Below are 15,938 nucleotides of genomic sequence, written 5' to 3'. Positions count from 1 at the left end.
TCTGTGGCCAATTGTTTCAAATTCTGACAATCGGGGCTAAAGCTAATGCCCAGACCATAAGATCAGGACGGACAAGATGAGCCTTGCGCCAACCGCCAATGAAATCGCCGCCCGCGCCCGCGCTGATTTGCGCGCAGGCTTGCCTGTGGTGTTTAGCGATGGCGCAAAGGGGTTGATCGCATTGGCCTCGGAGACAGCAAGCACGGATAGGGTAGAAGATTTCCGCGCGCTTGGCGCGCCCTTTATCGTGCTGTCCGATTGGCGGGCGCGCACCTTGAATCTGCCACTTTATGAGGGCGATATCGCGCGTATCGCATTGCCCAAAGATGCAGGCAGCCGGATCCTAAAGGCACTGGCCGACCCGAAGGATGATTTGGACCGCCCGATGAAAGGCCCGTTCCAAAGCCTTCAAGGGCCGGAACACGGCTCGGCGGATGACGCGCGCACCGCCATTCATTTCGCCAAGTCGGCACAGCTTTTGCCCGCGATGCTTTGCGTGTTTCGGGATGACGCCGTGGCGATTGCACGGGAACATGGGCTGACCGTTCTGCCATTCTCGGTAGCGCGGTCACAATTGGCAGAAAGCCAACCCTTTCACGCCGTAGCCGCCGCGCGTCTGCCGATGGTTGCCTCTGAGGCGGGGCGCCTTCATGTGTTTCGGCCCGATGATGGCAGCGCCGAGCATTACGCCATTGAAATTGGTCGCCCTGATCGGGACAAACCCGTTTTGGCGCGTCTACACTCTGCCTGCTTTACGGGCGATGTATTGGGCAGTCTCAAATGTGACTGCGGCCCCCAACTTCACGCGGCATTGGCACAAATGGGCCAATACGGCGCGGGTATCCTTCTCTACCTCAATCAAGAGGGGCGCGGGATTGGTCTGGCCAATAAAATGCGCGCCTATAGCCTTCAGGATCAAGGGTTCGACACAGTCGAAGCCAATCATCGTCTTGGGTTTGAAGATGATGAGCGCGATTTTCGCCTTGGGGCAGAGTTGCTGCAAAAATTGGGTTTTGCCTCGGTGCACCTGATGACCAACAACCCTCGAAAAGTTGAAATGATGCGCCAATCAGGCATAGAGGTCACAGAACGCGTGGCGCTCCATGTTGGCCAAAACGCGCATAACGCGCATTACTTGGCGACCAAGGCCGCGAAATCAGGACATTTGCTGTGACCCTGCCCCACTCCGAAGACCTTGTGATCACCCATCTGGGTGCGCAGTTTATGGGACGGCGCTTTCCCTGCAGCATCGGGCGCGGCGGGATGAGCCGCAGCAAGCGCGAGGGCGATGGGGCCACCCCAGTCGGCATTCACCGCATCGTTGGCTGCCTCTATCGCGCAGACCGCATGGCGCGCCCTTGTAATTGGGCCCTCAAAATTGGGCCGCGTGATCTGTGGTCAGATGATCCGCGCGATGAAGACTATAACCTCATGGTGCGTGCGCCCTACGCGCACAGCCACGAGAAACTGGGGCGCGCAGACCCGCTTTATGATTTGGTGCTGATCACCGATTGGAACTGGCCCTATGCAGAACGAGGGCGTGGCTCTGCGATTTTCATCCACCAATGGCGGCGCGCGGGCTATCCGACCGAAGGATGTGTTGCGTTCTCCCGTGCAGATTTGCGATGGATCACTGCGCGCATTTCCTACGAAACACGTTTGATCGTGCGGGACGCGAAAAGCTATCCGTGAGGGGCGACACGCGCGCCGAATATGGCAGAGCCCACACGAATATGCGTGGCCCCTAACCGCAGCGCTGTTTCATAATCTGCGCTCATTCCCATCGACAATTCCGAAAGCCCGTTTCGCGCAGCAATCTTGCCCAAAAGGGCGAAATGCAGGCTTGGCTCCTCGTCCACGGGCGGGATGCACATCAAACCTTTCAGCGGCAAATCCATCGCGCGCGCAGTTTGGATAAAGGCATCTGCATCGGCAGGTAGGATGCCCGCCTTTTGCGGCTCGGCGCCTGTGTTGACCTGAATGAACAGATCGGGACAGCGGCCCAATTCTTGGGCCATATCGGCTATGCGGCGCGCCAGTTTTTCGCGGTCGACTGTGTGGATCGCGTCAAACAGCTCCATCGCGGAGCGCACCTTATTGCTTTGCAATGGGCCAATCAGGTGCAAATCCACCCCCTCAAATTGGGCTTTGAAATCGGGCCATTTGCCCTGCGCTTCTTGCACGCGGTTTTCACCGAAACTGCGATGGCCCGCTTGCAACACCGCCTCAACCCGTGCGTTTGGCTGGACTTTCGAGACAGCGATTAGTTTTGCCGCATCAGGCGCGCGCCCCGCTTCGGTCAAAATTCGCGCAACATCTGCCTGAATATCCCCAAGCGCCATTTTACCCTCACCCATCACCAAATGAAAAAAGAGCGGGCCAAAGCCCGCTCTTTCCCTAGCAGATAATTCGTGAGGATTAGAAGCTGAATGTCATACCGAAATCTACTGTATTGCAGTAGACGCAGTATACACCAATTTGAACAAAACCGTCCGCGCAATAGCATCGAAATTGTAGGCTGATTATTATAATGACAATTATTCAGGTTTTTGGCTTGACGGGGGGCAGTCTCGTTTATATTACGCGGGCCTCAGGCGGGCCCGTAGCTCAGTGGTAGAGCAGTTGACTTTTAATCAATTGGTCGGAGGTTCGAATCCTCCCGGGCTCACCAATAGCCAGATATGACGCGTATCTGTTACCCTCAACTCAGACAGTCAGCCGCATTAATGTGGGCGGTTTATCTCACGAAAATTGGTGTATTGGCCGGCGTATTTCCCGCCTGGTCACTCTCAATCCGTTTAAGGTTGATGCCTCCAAACAAAAACCGTAGGTGCAGCCCACTGCCTTGCTAGAGGCTGGGCCTCTGACAAAGCGGATGCGCTCATAGGCTTACGTCCCCATCGCAGCGCTATGAGCGAGCAGAGCATGATTTCTGATCACACGCCTTAGCGATTGGTCGCGCAGCGTGAGAAACGAGTCGGATTTATCACCATAGAAATCAGAAAAAATCGCATATCTTGACCCAAGGCGCAGCGCAGATCGGGGCAATTGCATTATGTTTCTGTCAGTTTTTGATATTTTCAAAATTGGGATTGGCCCCTCCTCCTCCCATACGATTGGGCCAATGAATGCCGCCGCGCAATTTCTCGACCGCCTGCGCCATGGCGCTCGAGAGCCCGGCGCCGGTGAGGTAGCGGCCTTGTCATGTCATTTGCACGGATCGCTTGCCTTTACTGGCAAAGGTCACGCCACTGACCGCGCTGTAATTTTGGGCCTTGCTGGGTTTCGCCCCGATAAACTTGACCCAGACCAGGCGGATAGCACCATTGCAGCGATCAAATCAGCAGGGCATGTTACCCCTGACGGGCTGCCGCAACTGCGCCTCAACCCAGAGGAAGATATCATCTTTGACTATGGCCCCGCCCTAGTGGGGCATGCCAATGGTATGATCCTCCGCGCTTATGACGCCAACGGGGCGCTCTATATGGAGGAAGTCTTTTACTCCATCGGTGGCGGTTTCGTAATGACCGCGAAAGAATTACAAGCGGCCAAAGCCGCCCGCAAGAATTCACTCGCCGCCCAAAAGGCGGATGCAGGATACCCCTATCCCTTTGGCACAGCTGAAGAAATGTTGATCATGGGGGCAAAGGCGCAGAAATCTATTGCGCAGATGAAATGGGAGAATGAATGCCACGGCGCGCCGCGCGCCGAGGTGCAAAAGCGCCTTGAGGCAATCCGAGATGCGATGCTGTGCTGCATTGAGCGCGGCTTGCGGATGGAGGGTGAATTGCCCGGCGGTTTGCGGGTCAAGCGCCGGGCAAAGGCGATCCATGATCAGTTACAAGCCGAGGCGGGGCACAACATCACCCAACCCCATACAATCAACGATTGGCTTTCGGTCTATGCAATGGCCGTGAACGAAGAAAACGCGGCAGGGGGCCGAGTGGTTACCGCCCCCACCAATGGGGCGGCAGGCGTGGTTCCAGCAGTTTTGCATTATTATCTAACCCATTGCATCGGCGCGACCGCAAAGGGCGGGTTGGATTTCTTGATGGTCGCGGCGGCAATTGGCGGGTTGATCAAGCATAATGCCTCGATCTCTGGGGCCGAAGTTGGCTGTCAGGGCGAGGTTGGATCAGCCGCAGCCATGGCCGCAGCGGGGCTTTGCGCGGCACTTGGCGGCACCAATGAACAAATTGAAAACGCTGCTGAAATCGCGCTTGAACATCACTTAGGCATGACCTGTGACCCCGTGGCAGGATTGGTTCAGGTGCCCTGCATCGAACGCAACGGCCTCGGTGCGATCAAGGCTGTATCGGCCGCTTCATTGGCGCTGCGGGGCGATGGCACCCATTTCATGCCGCTTGATAATTGTATCGAAGCCATGCGGCAAACGGGCCATGATATGAACCTGAAATATAAAGAAACTTCGCTTGGGGGCTTGGCCGTCAATCTGCCTGAATGCTGAGGCGGGTCAGCCACGCTGACGCACGGTGTCACCCGCCAAGAATTCTGGCGACAATCCGATATCGGCCCCCGAAAGCGCGCGCCCTGCAATGATTTTGGCCGCCTCACGTCCAATATCTGCGCGGCGGCTGTCCATGGTGGCGATGCGCAAGGGCAGCCCGTCCAAAATGGCAAAGGAATTGAACCCCGCAATGCCAATTTGATTGGGAATATCATACCCCTTTTCCAACAGATAAAGCAGGCCGCCCGCCGCGTTCATATCCGTATTATAATAGAGGAAATCAAGATCAGGGCTGCGGCTTAGCAAATCTTCGGTCATCGCGCGGCCTGTGCCAAAACCCGAGGGGCCTGCATAAAAAATCTTATCCGCCAAGGAGAGACCCGCCTCCTTCAGCGCATCCTCAAAGCCCTGCTGCCGCTTTTGCGACCGAAAATCGCGCAAAGAGCTAGAACCCAGATACCCAATTTTGCGATAGCCACGGGCAAGGATTTCTTCGGCCATGGCGCGACCTGCCGCCACATGTGAGATGCCTACGCGGGCCGCCACACTTGGGCCGTCAATGTCCATCACCTCGACAACAGGAATCCCCGCATTCTCCATCATCTTCCGCGCGGCATCTGTATGTTCCAACCCCGCTACGATCAGACCAGAGGGCCGCCATGACAGCATTTCGAAAATGACTTTTTCTTCCTGCCCTAAATCATAATTTGAGGTGCCAACAACGGGCTGCAAATCCGTTTCATGCAGACCCTCACCAATGCCTGTAAGGACATCAGGGAAGACCATGTTGGATAGAGATGGGATCACCACGCCAACCAGATTGACGCGGTTTGATGCCAAAGCGCCCGCGATTTTATTGGGCACATATCCCAAGGCGCGGGCGGCTTCAAAAACCTTGCTGCGCGTGCGCTCAGAGACATCCCCCCGATTGCGCAAGACGCGGCTGACGGTCATTTCCGAAACCCCCGCTGCCTCAGCCACATCGCGCAAAGTCATCTGGGGTTTGCCATCAAAGGGATTGCGTCCGCGCACGTCTGGTATCCTGTCTTCGGTCGTCTGGTTCCTATTGATACGCCGAACCATCCCTATTTGCCAAGCGTTCGGTTTTTTAGATCGACTTGCGCGCCATAGCAAATTCCAGCAAAAAAGCAGACATGGCCCCGTGGCTCAACTGGATAGAGCAATCCCCTCCTAAGGGATAGGTTACAGGTTCGAGTCCTGTCGGGGTCACCATGCAATCTGTCTATTTTGATTGACAGTCTGGCTGTCGCGCCTGATCATTGATCTTGGACCAAAGGAAAGTTGACCAAGATCATGTTGGATGCGCAGCGGGGAACACTCGCGCCTAAACTTGGTAAAGGGCCGCGTGCGGGGCTTTGCACCGATTGCGGGGTCAGTCGCATGTCTGATGATCGCGCCTGCGGGCGGGCCTGTCAGTTTATCGCCCCAGATTATCCGCACGCCGAAGCCCGCATTCATGGGCGTATCAGTGACCCTGCGCGTCATGAGGAAGCGTTTTTTGGTGTAACCGAAGCGATGTATCGCGCAAGGCTGACCCCAGCGGCCGAAGGTGCGCAGTGGACGGGCATTACCACGGCGCTCGCGGAAACCTTATTACGGGCGGGGGCGATTGAGGCGGTCATCACAGTGGCGCCTGACCCAGACGATCAATGGCGCCCTGTGCCTGTGTTGGTCACCGAACCAGACGACTTATCCGCCTGCCGCGGGATGCGCATGGGCTTTGCCCCAAGCGTGGCCTTGTTAGAACTCGCAAAGGCGCGCGGAATCACGCGCTTGGCCTTTATCGGCATCCCCTGTCAGACCTATGCCCTGCGTGCGCTTGAGGCCGAGTATGGGTTCGAGCGGCTTTATGTCATCGGCACGCCCTGTTCGGACAACACCACAACCGCGCGATTTCATGATTTCCTTGCGCTGCTTGATGCCAAGCCAAACAGCGTCAGTTATCTTGAGTTTCGCGCGGATTACTCAGTCGAGCTGCGCTTTTCAGATGGGCGCCCGCCCCGTTTCGTGCCTTTTTTGAAATTACCAATCTCGCAATTGCCTGCGGATTTCTTTCCAATGACCTGCAAGACATGTGTCGATTACACGAACCGCTTGGCCGATATCACGGTGGGCTATATGGGCGGCGATGGGGCACAATGGATCTTGGTGCGCAATGCCCGTGGCGCAGAGATGCTTGATGGCATCAAAGATCGGCTCTGCCTGTCGCCCTTGACCGATAAGGGGGATCGCACAAGCGCTGTCAAAGGCTTTTTGGCCAATACGGAGCGCGCGGCGGGCGGTTTGCCCCTGCGGCGGATGCCCAACTGGCTGCGACCATTGGTGGCCTATCTCCAGCCTCGTCTTGGGCCGCGTGGCTTGGAATTTGCCCGCGCGCGGGTCGAGATGAAAGCGATTGAAACCATCTTACATTTGCGCCGCAGTCATCCTGCCAAGATGAAGAATATGGTTCCCGCCCATGTCTGGAGCCTTGCTGCGCGCTATGGGGTGGGGCCCAATCCATCCGAGATTGCGCGCGAGGATGGTAATCCGTAATCTCGCGACTATGACCAAACCCAATCTCGCGCCAGATTTCAGTTTTGAGACGCAGATCGGCGGCCTTGTCGCGGGCGTGGATGAGGTGGGGCGCGGCCCGTTGGCGGGGCCTGTTATGGCCGCAGCCGTTATCCTAAACCCAAGCGATATTCCCGAAGGTTTGCATGATTCCAAAACGCTCAGCCAAAAGCGGCGCGAGGCGCTGTTCGATGAGATTGCCGCGCGGGCCGAGGTCAGTATCGCAGAGGCGAGCGTTGCCGAGATTGATGAGCTGAATATTCGCAACGCGACTTTTTTGGCCATGCGCCGTGCGGTGCTTGGTCTCTCCCGCTGTCCAGATCATGCGCTGATTGACGGCAATGCCATTCCCCCTGATTTGCCCAGCCCTGCCACTGCAATCATCAAAGGTGATGCCCGTTCTATTTCGATTTCGGCGGCTTCTATCATGGCCAAGGTAACACGGGATCGGCTGATGGTGACATTATCGCAACAGTTTGCGGGCTACGGCTGGGAGAAAAACGCGGGCTACCCCTCAAAAGCCCACCTTCAAGCCCTTCAAGATATTGGGGTGACCCCGCACCATAGACGTTCATTCAAGCCCGTCCACAATATCTTGTATCAACGTCATCTTGTAAGTCTTTGATTCAAAAAATAAATTGACGGCGAATTAGTTTCGACTCATCTTAGGCCTCAAGATGAGCGTCAAAAAATGGCGCCGTGACGATTAAAAGTCAGAGGCAGTAATGAAGACGAAAACCAATCCCGCGGGGGCGCATGCCCTGCCGCTTAACCAGATATTGGCTGGTGATAGCATTGATGTGATGAACAGCCTTCCTGAAGGTTCGGTCGATCTGATTTTCGCCGACCCGCCTTACAACCTTCAGCTCAAGGGTGATTTGCATCGCCCCGACAATTCGCTTGTAGATGCGGTGGATGATCATTGGGATCAATTCGACAGCTTCCGTGCCTATGACGAATTCACGCAAACCTGGCTCGCTGCGGCGCGCCGTATCCTCAAGCCGAATGGCGCGATTTGGGTGATTGGCTCGTATCACAACATTTTTCGCGTGGGGGCCGAACTGCAAAACCAAGGCTATTGGTTGCTGAATGATGTTGTTTGGCGCAAATCCAATCCGATGCCCAATTTCCGCGGCAAGCGTTTGACAAATGCCCATGAGACGATGATCTGGGCTTCGAAATCTGAAGCAGCGAAATACACGTTCAATTATGAGGCGCTCAAATCCCTAAATGAGGGGATTCAAATGCGCTCTGATTGGCTTTTGCCGATTTGTAATGGCGGTGAGCGTTTGAAGAACTCGCGGGGCGAAAAGGCACATCCAACGCAAAAGCCTGAATCGCTGCTGCACCGCATTTTGATTGCCTCAACAAATCCAGGCGACGTAGTTCTTGATCCTTTCTTTGGCACTGGGACAACGGGCGCCGTTGCAAAGAAATTGGGGCGCGATTTCATCGGCATCGAGCGTGAGGAAGAGTATCGCGAAATCGCCGAAAAGCGTATCGCCAACACGCGCCGTTTTGACAGTGATGCGCTTGAAACCAGCCTCAGCAAAAGATCGGAACCGCGTATTCCCTTCGGTCAATTGGTCGAGCGGGGCTTGCTGCGGCCTGGTGAGGAATTGCACAGCGGCAATGGCCGCCATCGTGCAAAAATTCGCGCCGATGGCACGCTTGTCGCTTTGGACACCAAAGGGTCGATCCACCAAGTGGGGGCGAAACTTGAAGGCGCACCTTCGTGCAACGGGTGGACATATTGGCATTTCCGCCGTGACGGGAAAACCGTGCCGATTGATCACCTTCGTCAACAATTGCGTTCCGAGTTGGGCGAGTAACGCCACCTCCAAGACAGCTTTCGATATACCGCCCGTGCCTGTGGCTTTTGCCTCGGGGGCACGCACCTTACCCTCGCCCATCGGGCGGGGGTTTTTTATTCCGTTTGAAGCATCCCTTTCGAATAGGGCGTCCAATCCTTGACTTGCGGATAATGTTGCTTGCGCCAAGCGCGCACCTTGGGGTTCATAACCCGCCGCCACAAAGGCGGGCGGAGGGCCAAAATCCCCATTAAAAGATAGCCATAAGGCAGTTGCGGCGCGGCATCGTGATCATAGGTTTGTAACAGCGGATAGGCCCGATCTGGACGATAATGATGGCCTGAGTGACGCTGCAAGTTGATCAGCAACCAATTCGTGGCCCGATGATCCGCATTCCACGAATGGCGGAGTTTGACATGTTCATATTTCCCCGCGCCTTTGTAGGCCCGCGTGAGGCCGTAATGTTCGATGTAATTTGTGATTTCCAAATGGAACACCGCAACAAAGGCCTGCACAGCGAAGAAAGCAGGGCCCCATTTCCCGCCAATGGCATAGGCCAATCCCATCATGCCTGCCTGCAATCCCCCGTAACGCCAGAACGGATTGCTTCTATGCCATAGTGCAAGCCTGCGCTTTTCAAGGCGCTGCGCTTCGGCCTGCCATGCAGATTTGAACGACTGGATCAAAACACGGGGGAAAAAGCGGTGAAACCCCTCATTATATCGCGCAGAAGCAGGGTCACGCGGGGAGGCCACATGGATATGATGCACCAAAAGATGTTCGGTTTTGAAATGCGAATAAAGCGTCATCGCCAGTAGGATATCGGCCAAGCCACGTTCCAACCGCGTGGGGCGGTGCATCAATTCATGGCTGTAATTGATGCCAATCATTCCCGTGACAACACCCGAAGAGGCCGCCAACCCGAATTGCTCGGTAAGCGTCAGATGTGCAGGATTGGTGGCGAGATATACAATCAACCCAAAGACCAATCCGAATTGTGACGGTGCCCAGATCAAGGTGATTGCGCGATACCAAAACAGAGAGTTGAGACACGCGGCCTCATCAGGGTTGGTTGGATCGCGGCCGAATACTTGATCCAACAGCGGAAACAACCACCATGTGGCCGCAAGCACCAAAAGGATGCTCCACCCGCCCCATTGGCTGACTGCGACCAAAAGAGGGATGAGCAGAAGCGAGACCCAAAACGGGGCTACATCACGAAGCGATGCCAAATAATTTGACCTGAACATGCCTCTACCTCACAGCTCATGCTGTCATCCTAAACGTATATAGGTAAAAATATTATATATGAAAATATATAATTATGCTCAAGGTGAAGGCCCCGTATCGATGCGGCAAAGGTCAAACGCTTTGCGCATCACTGTTGGCATGTCCGCAACGCGGAACTTGGCGCGGGTCAGGAAATAACCTTGCTGCGGGCTCGCGTTTTCAGAGGCATGGCACAGATGCACGCGCAGGCGCAGATGGAAATGGGTAAAGGTATGGCGCACCTCTTGGCCCGTGTCGTGCCATTCGCCCTCAATGGGAGGCGCAAGCGCCTCCACGATCGGCGCCGTGGGATCATCTACCCCCGCCCAAGGGCTGGTGACAAAGCCAAGCATCCCCCCCAAAAGACCCGTTTCGGGGCGTTGCTCGACCAAAACCGCACCATCGGGCCGAAAGGCTAAGTAAATATGACCAACCCGCGTTGGTTTGGGCTGTTTTGGCTCCTTTCGCGGCAATTCCGCCGCAATGCCCGCTTTGTGGGCGGCGCATTGAGTCATGATCGGGCAAATACCACAGGCGGGGCTGCGTGGTGTGCAAATCGTGGCACCCAAATCCATGACGGCTTGCGCGTAATCCCCCGTCCGCTGTGCAGGGGTGAGGGCGGCGGCATGGGCTTTCAACTCAGGCTTTGCACGGGGCAGCGGGGTTTCCACTGCGAAGAGGCGCGCCATGACACGCTCTACATTGCCATCCATGACGACTGCGCGGCGGTTAAAGGCAATCGCCGCGATCGCAGCGGCGGTGTAAGGGCCAATTCCGGAAAGCGTCAAAAGCGCCTCTTCGGTTGTCGGGAATATCCCCGCGTGTTGATCAGTAACCACGCGCGCGCATTTGAGCAGGTTGCGCGCCCTTGCATAATAGCCAAGCCCCGCCCAAGCCGCCATGACATCCGCATCTTCCGCTGCTGCAAGATCCTCAATCCGAGGCCAGAGAGAGATGAACTTGGTAAAGTAGTCACGCACAGTTGCCACGGTTGTTTGCTGTAGCATCACCTCAGACAACCACACATGGTATGGGTTTGGACGCTGCCCTGATTTGCGCGCCGCGGGCCCGACCCGCCACGGCATATCGCGCGCATGGGCATCATACCACGCCAACAAGTCACGCGAGAGGTCATCCGTTATTTCAATCTCGTCACACAAGCTTTATCACCCTGTCTTCGGTTTTGATTGGTCAATCTGTTTCATACCCCCTAAATTGACCCGCAGATGAGAAAAGCAAGCGATCATATCCCGCCCGAAGAGGCAAGCCGCCGTAACCGTGGGTTTGAACCCGCGGCTAAGCTTGTTATGGCGCAAATAAAAAGCTCCGCAGAAAGGCGTGGTTTCGCTGAGGCACGGCTGATCACCCAGTGGCGGGAGATCATGGGGCCTGAGTTTGCAGATATCGCGCGCCCTGTAAAACTTTCGCATGGGCGTGATGGGTTTGGGGCCACTTTAGTGCTTTTGACGAGCGGGGCGCATGCCCCAATTCTTGAGATGCGCAAAGAAGATATCAGAACAAAGGTAAACGCGGCTTATGGTTATAATGCTGTGTCCAAAATATCCTTGACCCAAACGGCGGGACAGAGCCTTGCGCGTGACTTCATCGCACCACGCCCCCGGCCAGAATTGCCCCAAGAGGCAATAGAAATCTTGAACGCCAAGGCCAAGGCCGCAGCAGCGCACATCACCGATGAGGGGTTGCGCGATGCTCTTGAACGTCTGGCGCAGCGCGTCATAAGAAAACAGACATCCTAATTTACAGAGAGAGAATATTATGGATCGCAGACAGGCTTTGATCGCAGCATCCGCAGCGGCTTTTGTATCCGCCCTTCCCAGATTTGGCATGGCTCAAGACGCAAGCGCCGCCCCTGAGATTGTGGATTTTGCTCTTGGTGATCCGAATGCGCCTGTCGAGTTGATCGAATATGCCTCATTCACCTGTCCGCATTGCGCCACTTTTCACCTACAAGTTTTGCCTCAGCTAAAGCGCGATTACATTGAAACAGGCAAAGTGCGATTGGTTTATCGTGAAGTTTACTTTGACCGCCCAGGTTTGTGGGCGGCCATGGTGGCGCGTTGCGCAGGCGAAATGCGCTATTTTGGCGTGGCCGATATTGTTTACCGCACGCAGCGGGAATGGACCCAAGGTGATGCTGCGACCATCGCGGACAATCTGCGGCGCATAGGTCTTTCTGCGGGTTTGACGGATGTAGAATTGGACGCCTGCATGCAGGATGCCGAAACCGCGCAGGCCATGATCGATAATTACGAAGCCAATCGCGTAGAATATCCGATTGAGGGCACCCCCGCCTTGGTCATTGCCGGCACGCTGTATGGCAATATGGCCTATGAGGACATCGCGTCGCGGATCGAAGACGCGCTTGCCCGCAACCAATGAACAGAACCCCCCTCGCAGGTGTCAAAGTTCTAGAGCTTGCCCGCATTTTGGCGGGGCCATGGGCGGGGCAGGTTCTGGCAGATTTGGGCGCCGAAGTGATCAAGGTCGAAAGCCCCGATGGTGATGACACGCGCCATTGGGGCCCGCCCTTTATCTCTCGTGAGGGGGATGAAAGCGCGGCTTATTTTCATGGAACCAATCGCGGCAAAAAATCCATCATCGCGGACTTTAAATCTGCCAAAGACCGCGACCGCATGATTGCTTTGGCGCGCGAAGCTGATGTTTTGATTGAGAATTTCAAACTTGGTGGCTTGGCCAAATTTGGCCTCGATTACCCAAGTCTGGCCCGCGAAAACCCTGCATTGATTTATTGCTCGATCACGGGGTTCGGCCAAAATGGGCCATATGCGCATCGCGCGGGCTATGATTACATCATCCAAGGCATGTCTGGGCTGATGTCTGTTACAGGCGACCCCGAGGATCATCCCCAAAAGGTTGGCGTTGCCGTCACCGATATTGTCACTGGTCTTTATGCCTCAAACGCCATTTTGGCTGCGTTGCATATGCGCGCGCGCACAGGCCAAGGGCAGCATATTGATATGGCGCTTTTTGATGCCGCGACCGCGATGATGGCCAATCAAGCAATGAATTATTTGGCAACAGGGCAAGCCCCCAATCGTATGGGCAATGCCCATCCCAATCTCGCGCCTTATCAAACCTTTCCATGCGCGGATGGCTGGATCATCATCGCGGTTGGCAATGATGGGCAATTCCAAAAACTATGCGAGATTTTGGACTGTGCGGAGTTGGGACAGGATCCGCGATATCGCATCAATGCAGATCGTGTGAAGAACCGCGACAGCCTAAACGCCGCGCTTGAACCTAAGACGCGCAGCCTCAGCAAATCTGCCCTATTAGAGGCGTGCGAAGTGAAATCTGTGCCTGCGGGGCCGATCAATTCACTTGCAGAAACCTTCGCCGATCCGCAGGCCGTGGCGCGCGGGTTTCGCCTTGATCTTGAGGGCGTGCCAAGCACGCGGCCGCCTTTTCATTTTTCAGGGGCTGATTTGGCGCTTGAACGTCCCGCGCCGAAATTGGGCGAGGATGATGGTATCACGGGCTTTTCGAAAAAATCCCGCTAAGGCGATCCCGCAAAGCGTGGTCTTGGTCTAGTCGCAGGCGCACGGGCACCGTCAACACCTCACGCCGCAGCGCATCAGGCAGGCGCACCGCATCTTTTTCGGTTGTGACAGGCTGCGCCCCAAGGCTTTGTGCTTCGCGCAAAATCCGCGCCATCAAGGCATCGCTTAAAGGTTGGTGGTCGCTGAGGGCCTCAGCCCGCAATATACGCGCACCCATTTTGCGCAATGTGGCAAAGAACTTTTCAGGATGACCGATCCCTGCAAAGGCCAAAACGGGCATATCTTGGAAGGACATCCCCATATTTAACGGCGCCAAATGGCCCGTAAGATGGGGGCAAGGAAGGTCTGGATGGCGCATTGAAAACGCCGCCTGCTGATCTGCCTCGCCAATGGATAGAACAAAATCTGCACGCGCGAGGCCTGTTGCAATCGGCTCACGCAGCGGGCCTGCGGGGATGACCAGACTATTGCCAAATCCACGCGCGGCATCCACCACAATCAAGGACAGATCATAAGCCAGACTTGCATTTTGAAACCCGTCATCGAGGATCAAAATATCGGCTCCCGCCGCAATGGCCGATTTGGCACTTTGCAGACGATCTTGGCCCACCCATACAGGCGCAAAAGCTGACAAAAGCAAGGGTTCATCACCACAGTCAGCTGCGCTGTGACGGGTCGGGTCTACGCGTGTTATTTGGGTGAGTGTTCCACCATACCCACGGCTGAGAATGTGGGGGGTGGCGCCAAGCCCTGCTAGGATTTCCCAAATGGCAATCACTGTGGGCGTTTTCCCAGTTCCGCCTGCGGTCAAATTGCCAACACAGACCACAGGCACGCCAAGTTTCGCCCGAGCGCCTGTTGCCAATTTGCGCGCCGTGCCTGCCGTATAAAGCGCGCTCAGTGGGCGCAAGGCATAGGCCACTGCATTAGGCTGCGCGCGATACCAAAATCTAGGTGCTTGCATTGCGCTGATCCGCTTCGCGTTGTTCCAACCGCTCTAGGATAGCATTGAGGGCACGATCCGTCACCGCAGCCCCTGTTGAGGATACTTCCCATGCGGCATTGGCCATAGCGGCTGCCCGTTCTGGGTTCATCAACTCATCCACTGCACGGGCGAGGCTTTCGGAATCGCGCACCTGCCGCGCGGCATCGACCGCCTGTAAGCGATCAAAAATATCGGTGAAATTGCTGACATATGGCCCATAGAGAATGGCGGACCCAAGGGCCGCAGGTTCAAATGGATTATGCCCCCCGATATCAACCAAAGAGCCCCCCAAAAAGGAAATCGGGGCAAGCCGATACCAAAGGCCCAACTCGCCCAAACTATCGGCAAGATACACTTGGGTGTCGCGATCAGGCAGAGCGCCTGTGCTGCGCTGCTCAAATGTCCAGCCATCGCTTTCTAATAGTTTCGCAATATCTGCGCCGCGCTCAGGATGGCGTGGCACGAGCAACAGAATGGCCCGCGGGGTTGACCGCAACACGGCCCGATGCGCGGCCAAGACCAAGTCCTCTTCGCCCGCATGGGTGGAAGCCGCCACCCATGCGGGGCGGGTGCCAAGGCGCTGCGAGAGATCTTGGCGCTGCGCCTCATCATGGGGAAGCGCCGCCGCACCTTCCTTGAGGGTGCCTGTCACTTCGATGCGAGATGGCAACAAGCCCAACCCCCGCAATCGAGAGGCGGTCAGATCATCTTGCGCTTGCACCAAATCAAAGCGCGATAGCAGCGCGCGGGCCATTCCGCCCAACCACCGCCAATTGCGCGCGGACCCTTGCGAGATGCGCGCATTGAGCAACATCATCGGGCATCCTTGCCGATGCGTCTCAACGATCATGGCAGGCCACAATTCGGACTCTGTCCAGATGGCGAGGTCTGGCTGCCAATGGTTCAGAAAAGATTGAACAAAACCTATAATATCCAAAGGCACGAATTGATAGATTACATCAGCAGGCAAACGCCGCCCCATTACGGCCGCAGATGTCACGGTGCCTGTCGTAACCAGAATCGTGAGGTCTTCGCGCTCTTCACGGATGCGGCGGATCAGCTCAAGAAGGGAAAGCGCCTCGCCGACAGAGGCCGCATGAAACCAGATCAATGGCCCATCGGGCCGCGCTTGACTGGCAATACCGCGCCGCTCATTGATACGCACCGCGTCCTCTTTGCCGCGCGCCAAACGGCCCGACAAAATCCGTTCCGCCAAACCCGTGGCATGACGCGAAAACAGAAGATAAAGCCAAAGCAGCAAGGAGCGTGACCGCATCCGATGCAATCCC

General features: G+C 56.0%; 15 protein-coding genes and 2 tRNA genes. 11 read left to right on the top strand and 6 right to left on the bottom strand.

What is annotated here, in order from left to right; all coding sequences use genetic code 11:
• The first annotated feature begins 76 nt into the window (after positions 1–76).
• Complete coding sequence (ribA, locus tag AAC632_RS04585; RefSeq protein WP_340297899.1) at positions 77–1,174, top strand: GTP cyclohydrolase II; 1,098 nt, start codon at positions 77–79, stop codon at positions 1,172–1,174.
• A gap of 50 nt (positions 1,175–1,224) precedes the next feature.
• On the top strand, positions 1,225–1,692 hold the full coding sequence (locus tag AAC632_RS04580; protein WP_340263035.1) for a L,D-transpeptidase family protein: 468 nt from the start codon (positions 1,225–1,227) through the stop codon (positions 1,690–1,692).
• On the opposite strand, the gene AAC632_RS04575 is transcribed toward AAC632_RS04580, so the two are convergent.
• Positions 1,683–2,342, bottom strand: a complete 660-nt coding sequence (locus tag AAC632_RS04575) for a YggS family pyridoxal phosphate-dependent enzyme (protein WP_340298768.1) — start codon at positions 2,340–2,342, stop codon at positions 1,683–1,685. The two genes, AAC632_RS04580 and AAC632_RS04575, sit on opposite strands and share 10 nt — an antisense overlap.
• A gap of 254 nt (positions 2,343–2,596) precedes the next feature.
• Between AAC632_RS04575 and AAC632_RS04570 the strand changes: the two genes are divergently transcribed.
• Together AAC632_RS04570 and AAC632_RS04565 are read left to right on the top strand one after the other, a co-directional pair.
• Positions 2,597–2,671 (top strand) — tRNA-Lys (locus AAC632_RS04570).
• A gap of 384 nt (positions 2,672–3,055) precedes the next feature.
• A complete protein-coding gene (locus tag AAC632_RS04565; RefSeq protein WP_340297900.1) occupies positions 3,056–4,468 on the top strand; it encodes an L-serine ammonia-lyase in 1,413 nt (470 codons plus the stop codon).
• 6 nt (positions 4,469–4,474) lie between these two features.
• Here the strand turns inward: AAC632_RS04565 and AAC632_RS04560 are convergent, their stop codons facing one another.
• Positions 4,475–5,464: a LacI family DNA-binding transcriptional regulator gene (locus AAC632_RS04560; protein ID WP_340263039.1), complete on the bottom strand. Its 990-nt coding sequence runs from the start codon at positions 5,462–5,464 to the stop codon at positions 4,475–4,477.
• 160 nt (positions 5,465–5,624) lie between these two features.
• Between AAC632_RS04560 and AAC632_RS04555 the strand changes: the two genes are divergently transcribed.
• The 4 genes from AAC632_RS04555 (at position 5,625) to AAC632_RS04540 (ending at position 8,874) form a co-directional block, all read left to right on the top strand.
• Positions 5,625–5,701 (top strand) — tRNA-Arg (locus AAC632_RS04555).
• Positions 5,702–5,782: 81 nt separating this feature from the next.
• On the top strand, positions 5,783–7,024 hold the full coding sequence (locus AAC632_RS04550; RefSeq protein ID WP_340298769.1) for a Coenzyme F420 hydrogenase/dehydrogenase, beta subunit C-terminal domain: 1,242 nt from the start codon (positions 5,783–5,785) through the stop codon (positions 7,022–7,024).
• Positions 7,011–7,667, top strand: coding sequence for a ribonuclease HII (locus AAC632_RS04545; protein WP_445322654.1), 657 nt, complete (start codon positions 7,011–7,013; stop codon positions 7,665–7,667). Before AAC632_RS04550 ends, AAC632_RS04545 begins: the two co-directional genes overlap by 14 nt.
• A gap of 100 nt (positions 7,668–7,767) precedes the next feature.
• Positions 7,768–8,874: a site-specific DNA-methyltransferase gene (locus tag AAC632_RS04540; RefSeq protein ID WP_340297901.1), complete on the top strand. Its 1,107-nt coding sequence runs from the start codon at positions 7,768–7,770 to the stop codon at positions 8,872–8,874.
• 95 nt (positions 8,875–8,969) lie between these two features.
• On the opposite strand, the gene AAC632_RS04535 is transcribed toward AAC632_RS04540, so the two are convergent.
• Complete coding sequence (locus tag AAC632_RS04535; protein ID WP_340297902.1) at positions 8,970–10,103, bottom strand: alkane 1-monooxygenase; 1,134 nt, start codon at positions 10,101–10,103, stop codon at positions 8,970–8,972.
• Positions 10,104–10,181: 78 nt separating this feature from the next.
• Entirely contained in the window at positions 10,182–11,282 is a 1,101-nt protein-coding gene (gene mutY / locus AAC632_RS04530; protein ID WP_340297903.1) for an A/G-specific adenine glycosylase, read from the bottom strand.
• A 66-nt stretch (positions 11,283–11,348) separates the two neighbouring features.
• Between mutY and AAC632_RS04525 the strand changes: the two genes are divergently transcribed.
• Genes AAC632_RS04525 through AAC632_RS04515 form a run of 3 tightly spaced genes read left to right on the top strand, consistent with a single transcriptional unit; the run spans position 11,349 to position 13,664 of the window.
• Positions 11,349–11,879: a DUF721 domain-containing protein gene (locus tag AAC632_RS04525; RefSeq protein WP_340297904.1), complete on the top strand. Its 531-nt coding sequence runs from the start codon at positions 11,349–11,351 to the stop codon at positions 11,877–11,879.
• Positions 11,880–11,898: 19 nt separating this feature from the next.
• Positions 11,899–12,522: a DsbA family protein gene (locus AAC632_RS04520; RefSeq protein WP_340297905.1), complete on the top strand. Its 624-nt coding sequence runs from the start codon at positions 11,899–11,901 to the stop codon at positions 12,520–12,522.
• Positions 12,519–13,664: a CaiB/BaiF CoA transferase family protein gene (locus AAC632_RS04515; protein WP_340297906.1), complete on the top strand. Its 1,146-nt coding sequence runs from the start codon at positions 12,519–12,521 to the stop codon at positions 13,662–13,664. Before AAC632_RS04520 ends, AAC632_RS04515 begins: the two co-directional genes overlap by 4 nt.
• Here AAC632_RS04515 and lpxK read toward each other — a convergent pair.
• Both lpxK and AAC632_RS04505 read right to left on the bottom strand, forming a co-directional pair.
• Entirely contained in the window at positions 13,636–14,628 is a 993-nt protein-coding gene (gene lpxK, locus AAC632_RS04510) for a tetraacyldisaccharide 4'-kinase (RefSeq protein WP_340297907.1), read from the bottom strand. The genes AAC632_RS04515 and lpxK overlap by 29 nt on opposite strands.
• Positions 14,615–15,925: a 3-deoxy-D-manno-octulosonic acid transferase gene (locus tag AAC632_RS04505; protein WP_340297908.1), complete on the bottom strand. Its 1,311-nt coding sequence runs from the start codon at positions 15,923–15,925 to the stop codon at positions 14,615–14,617. Before AAC632_RS04505 ends, lpxK begins: the two co-directional genes overlap by 14 nt.
• Between the last annotated feature and the right edge of the window lie 13 nt (positions 15,926–15,938).

Origin of the sequence: Roseobacter sp. HKCC-CH-9351, from assembly GCF_037830295.1 — a bacterium.
Lineage (GTDB): Bacteria > Pseudomonadota > Alphaproteobacteria > Rhodobacterales > Rhodobacteraceae > M30B80.
This window is presented reverse-complemented; position numbering and strand designations above follow the sequence as displayed.

Excerpts from the sequence above, each read along its gene's own strand:
- AAC632_RS04520 (WP_340297905.1), top strand. The coding sequence starts at position 11,899 with ATGGATCGCAGACAGGCTTTGATCGCAGCATCCGCAGCGGCTTTTGTA.
- AAC632_RS04560 (WP_340263039.1), bottom strand. The coding sequence starts at position 5,464 with ATGACTTTGCGCGATGTGGCTGAGGCAGCGGGGGTTTCGGAAATGACC.
- ribA (WP_340297899.1), top strand. The coding sequence starts at position 77 with ATGAGCCTTGCGCCAACCGCCAATGAAATCGCCGCCCGCGCCCGCGCT.
- AAC632_RS04580 (WP_340263035.1), top strand. The coding sequence starts at position 1,225 with ATGGGACGGCGCTTTCCCTGCAGCATCGGGCGCGGCGGGATGAGCCGC.
- AAC632_RS04565 (WP_340297900.1), top strand. The coding sequence starts at position 3,056 with ATGTTTCTGTCAGTTTTTGATATTTTCAAAATTGGGATTGGCCCCTCC.
- AAC632_RS04505 (WP_340297908.1), bottom strand. The coding sequence starts at position 15,925 with ATGCGGTCACGCTCCTTGCTGCTTTGGCTTTATCTTCTGTTTTCGCGT.
- AAC632_RS04525 (WP_340297904.1), top strand. The coding sequence starts at position 11,349 with ATGAGAAAAGCAAGCGATCATATCCCGCCCGAAGAGGCAAGCCGCCGT.
- AAC632_RS04515 (WP_340297906.1), top strand. The coding sequence starts at position 12,519 with ATGAACAGAACCCCCCTCGCAGGTGTCAAAGTTCTAGAGCTTGCCCGC.
- AAC632_RS04545 (WP_445322654.1), top strand. The coding sequence starts at position 7,011 with ATGGTAATCCGTAATCTCGCGACTATGACCAAACCCAATCTCGCGCCA.
- AAC632_RS04550 (WP_340298769.1), top strand. The coding sequence starts at position 5,783 with ATGTTGGATGCGCAGCGGGGAACACTCGCGCCTAAACTTGGTAAAGGG.
- AAC632_RS04540 (WP_340297901.1), top strand. The coding sequence starts at position 7,768 with ATGAAGACGAAAACCAATCCCGCGGGGGCGCATGCCCTGCCGCTTAAC.
- lpxK (WP_340297907.1), bottom strand. The coding sequence starts at position 14,628 with ATGCAAGCACCTAGATTTTGGTATCGCGCGCAGCCTAATGCAGTGGCC.
- AAC632_RS04535 (WP_340297902.1), bottom strand. The coding sequence starts at position 10,103 with ATGTTCAGGTCAAATTATTTGGCATCGCTTCGTGATGTAGCCCCGTTT.
- AAC632_RS04575 (WP_340298768.1), bottom strand. The coding sequence starts at position 2,342 with ATGGCGCTTGGGGATATTCAGGCAGATGTTGCGCGAATTTTGACCGAA.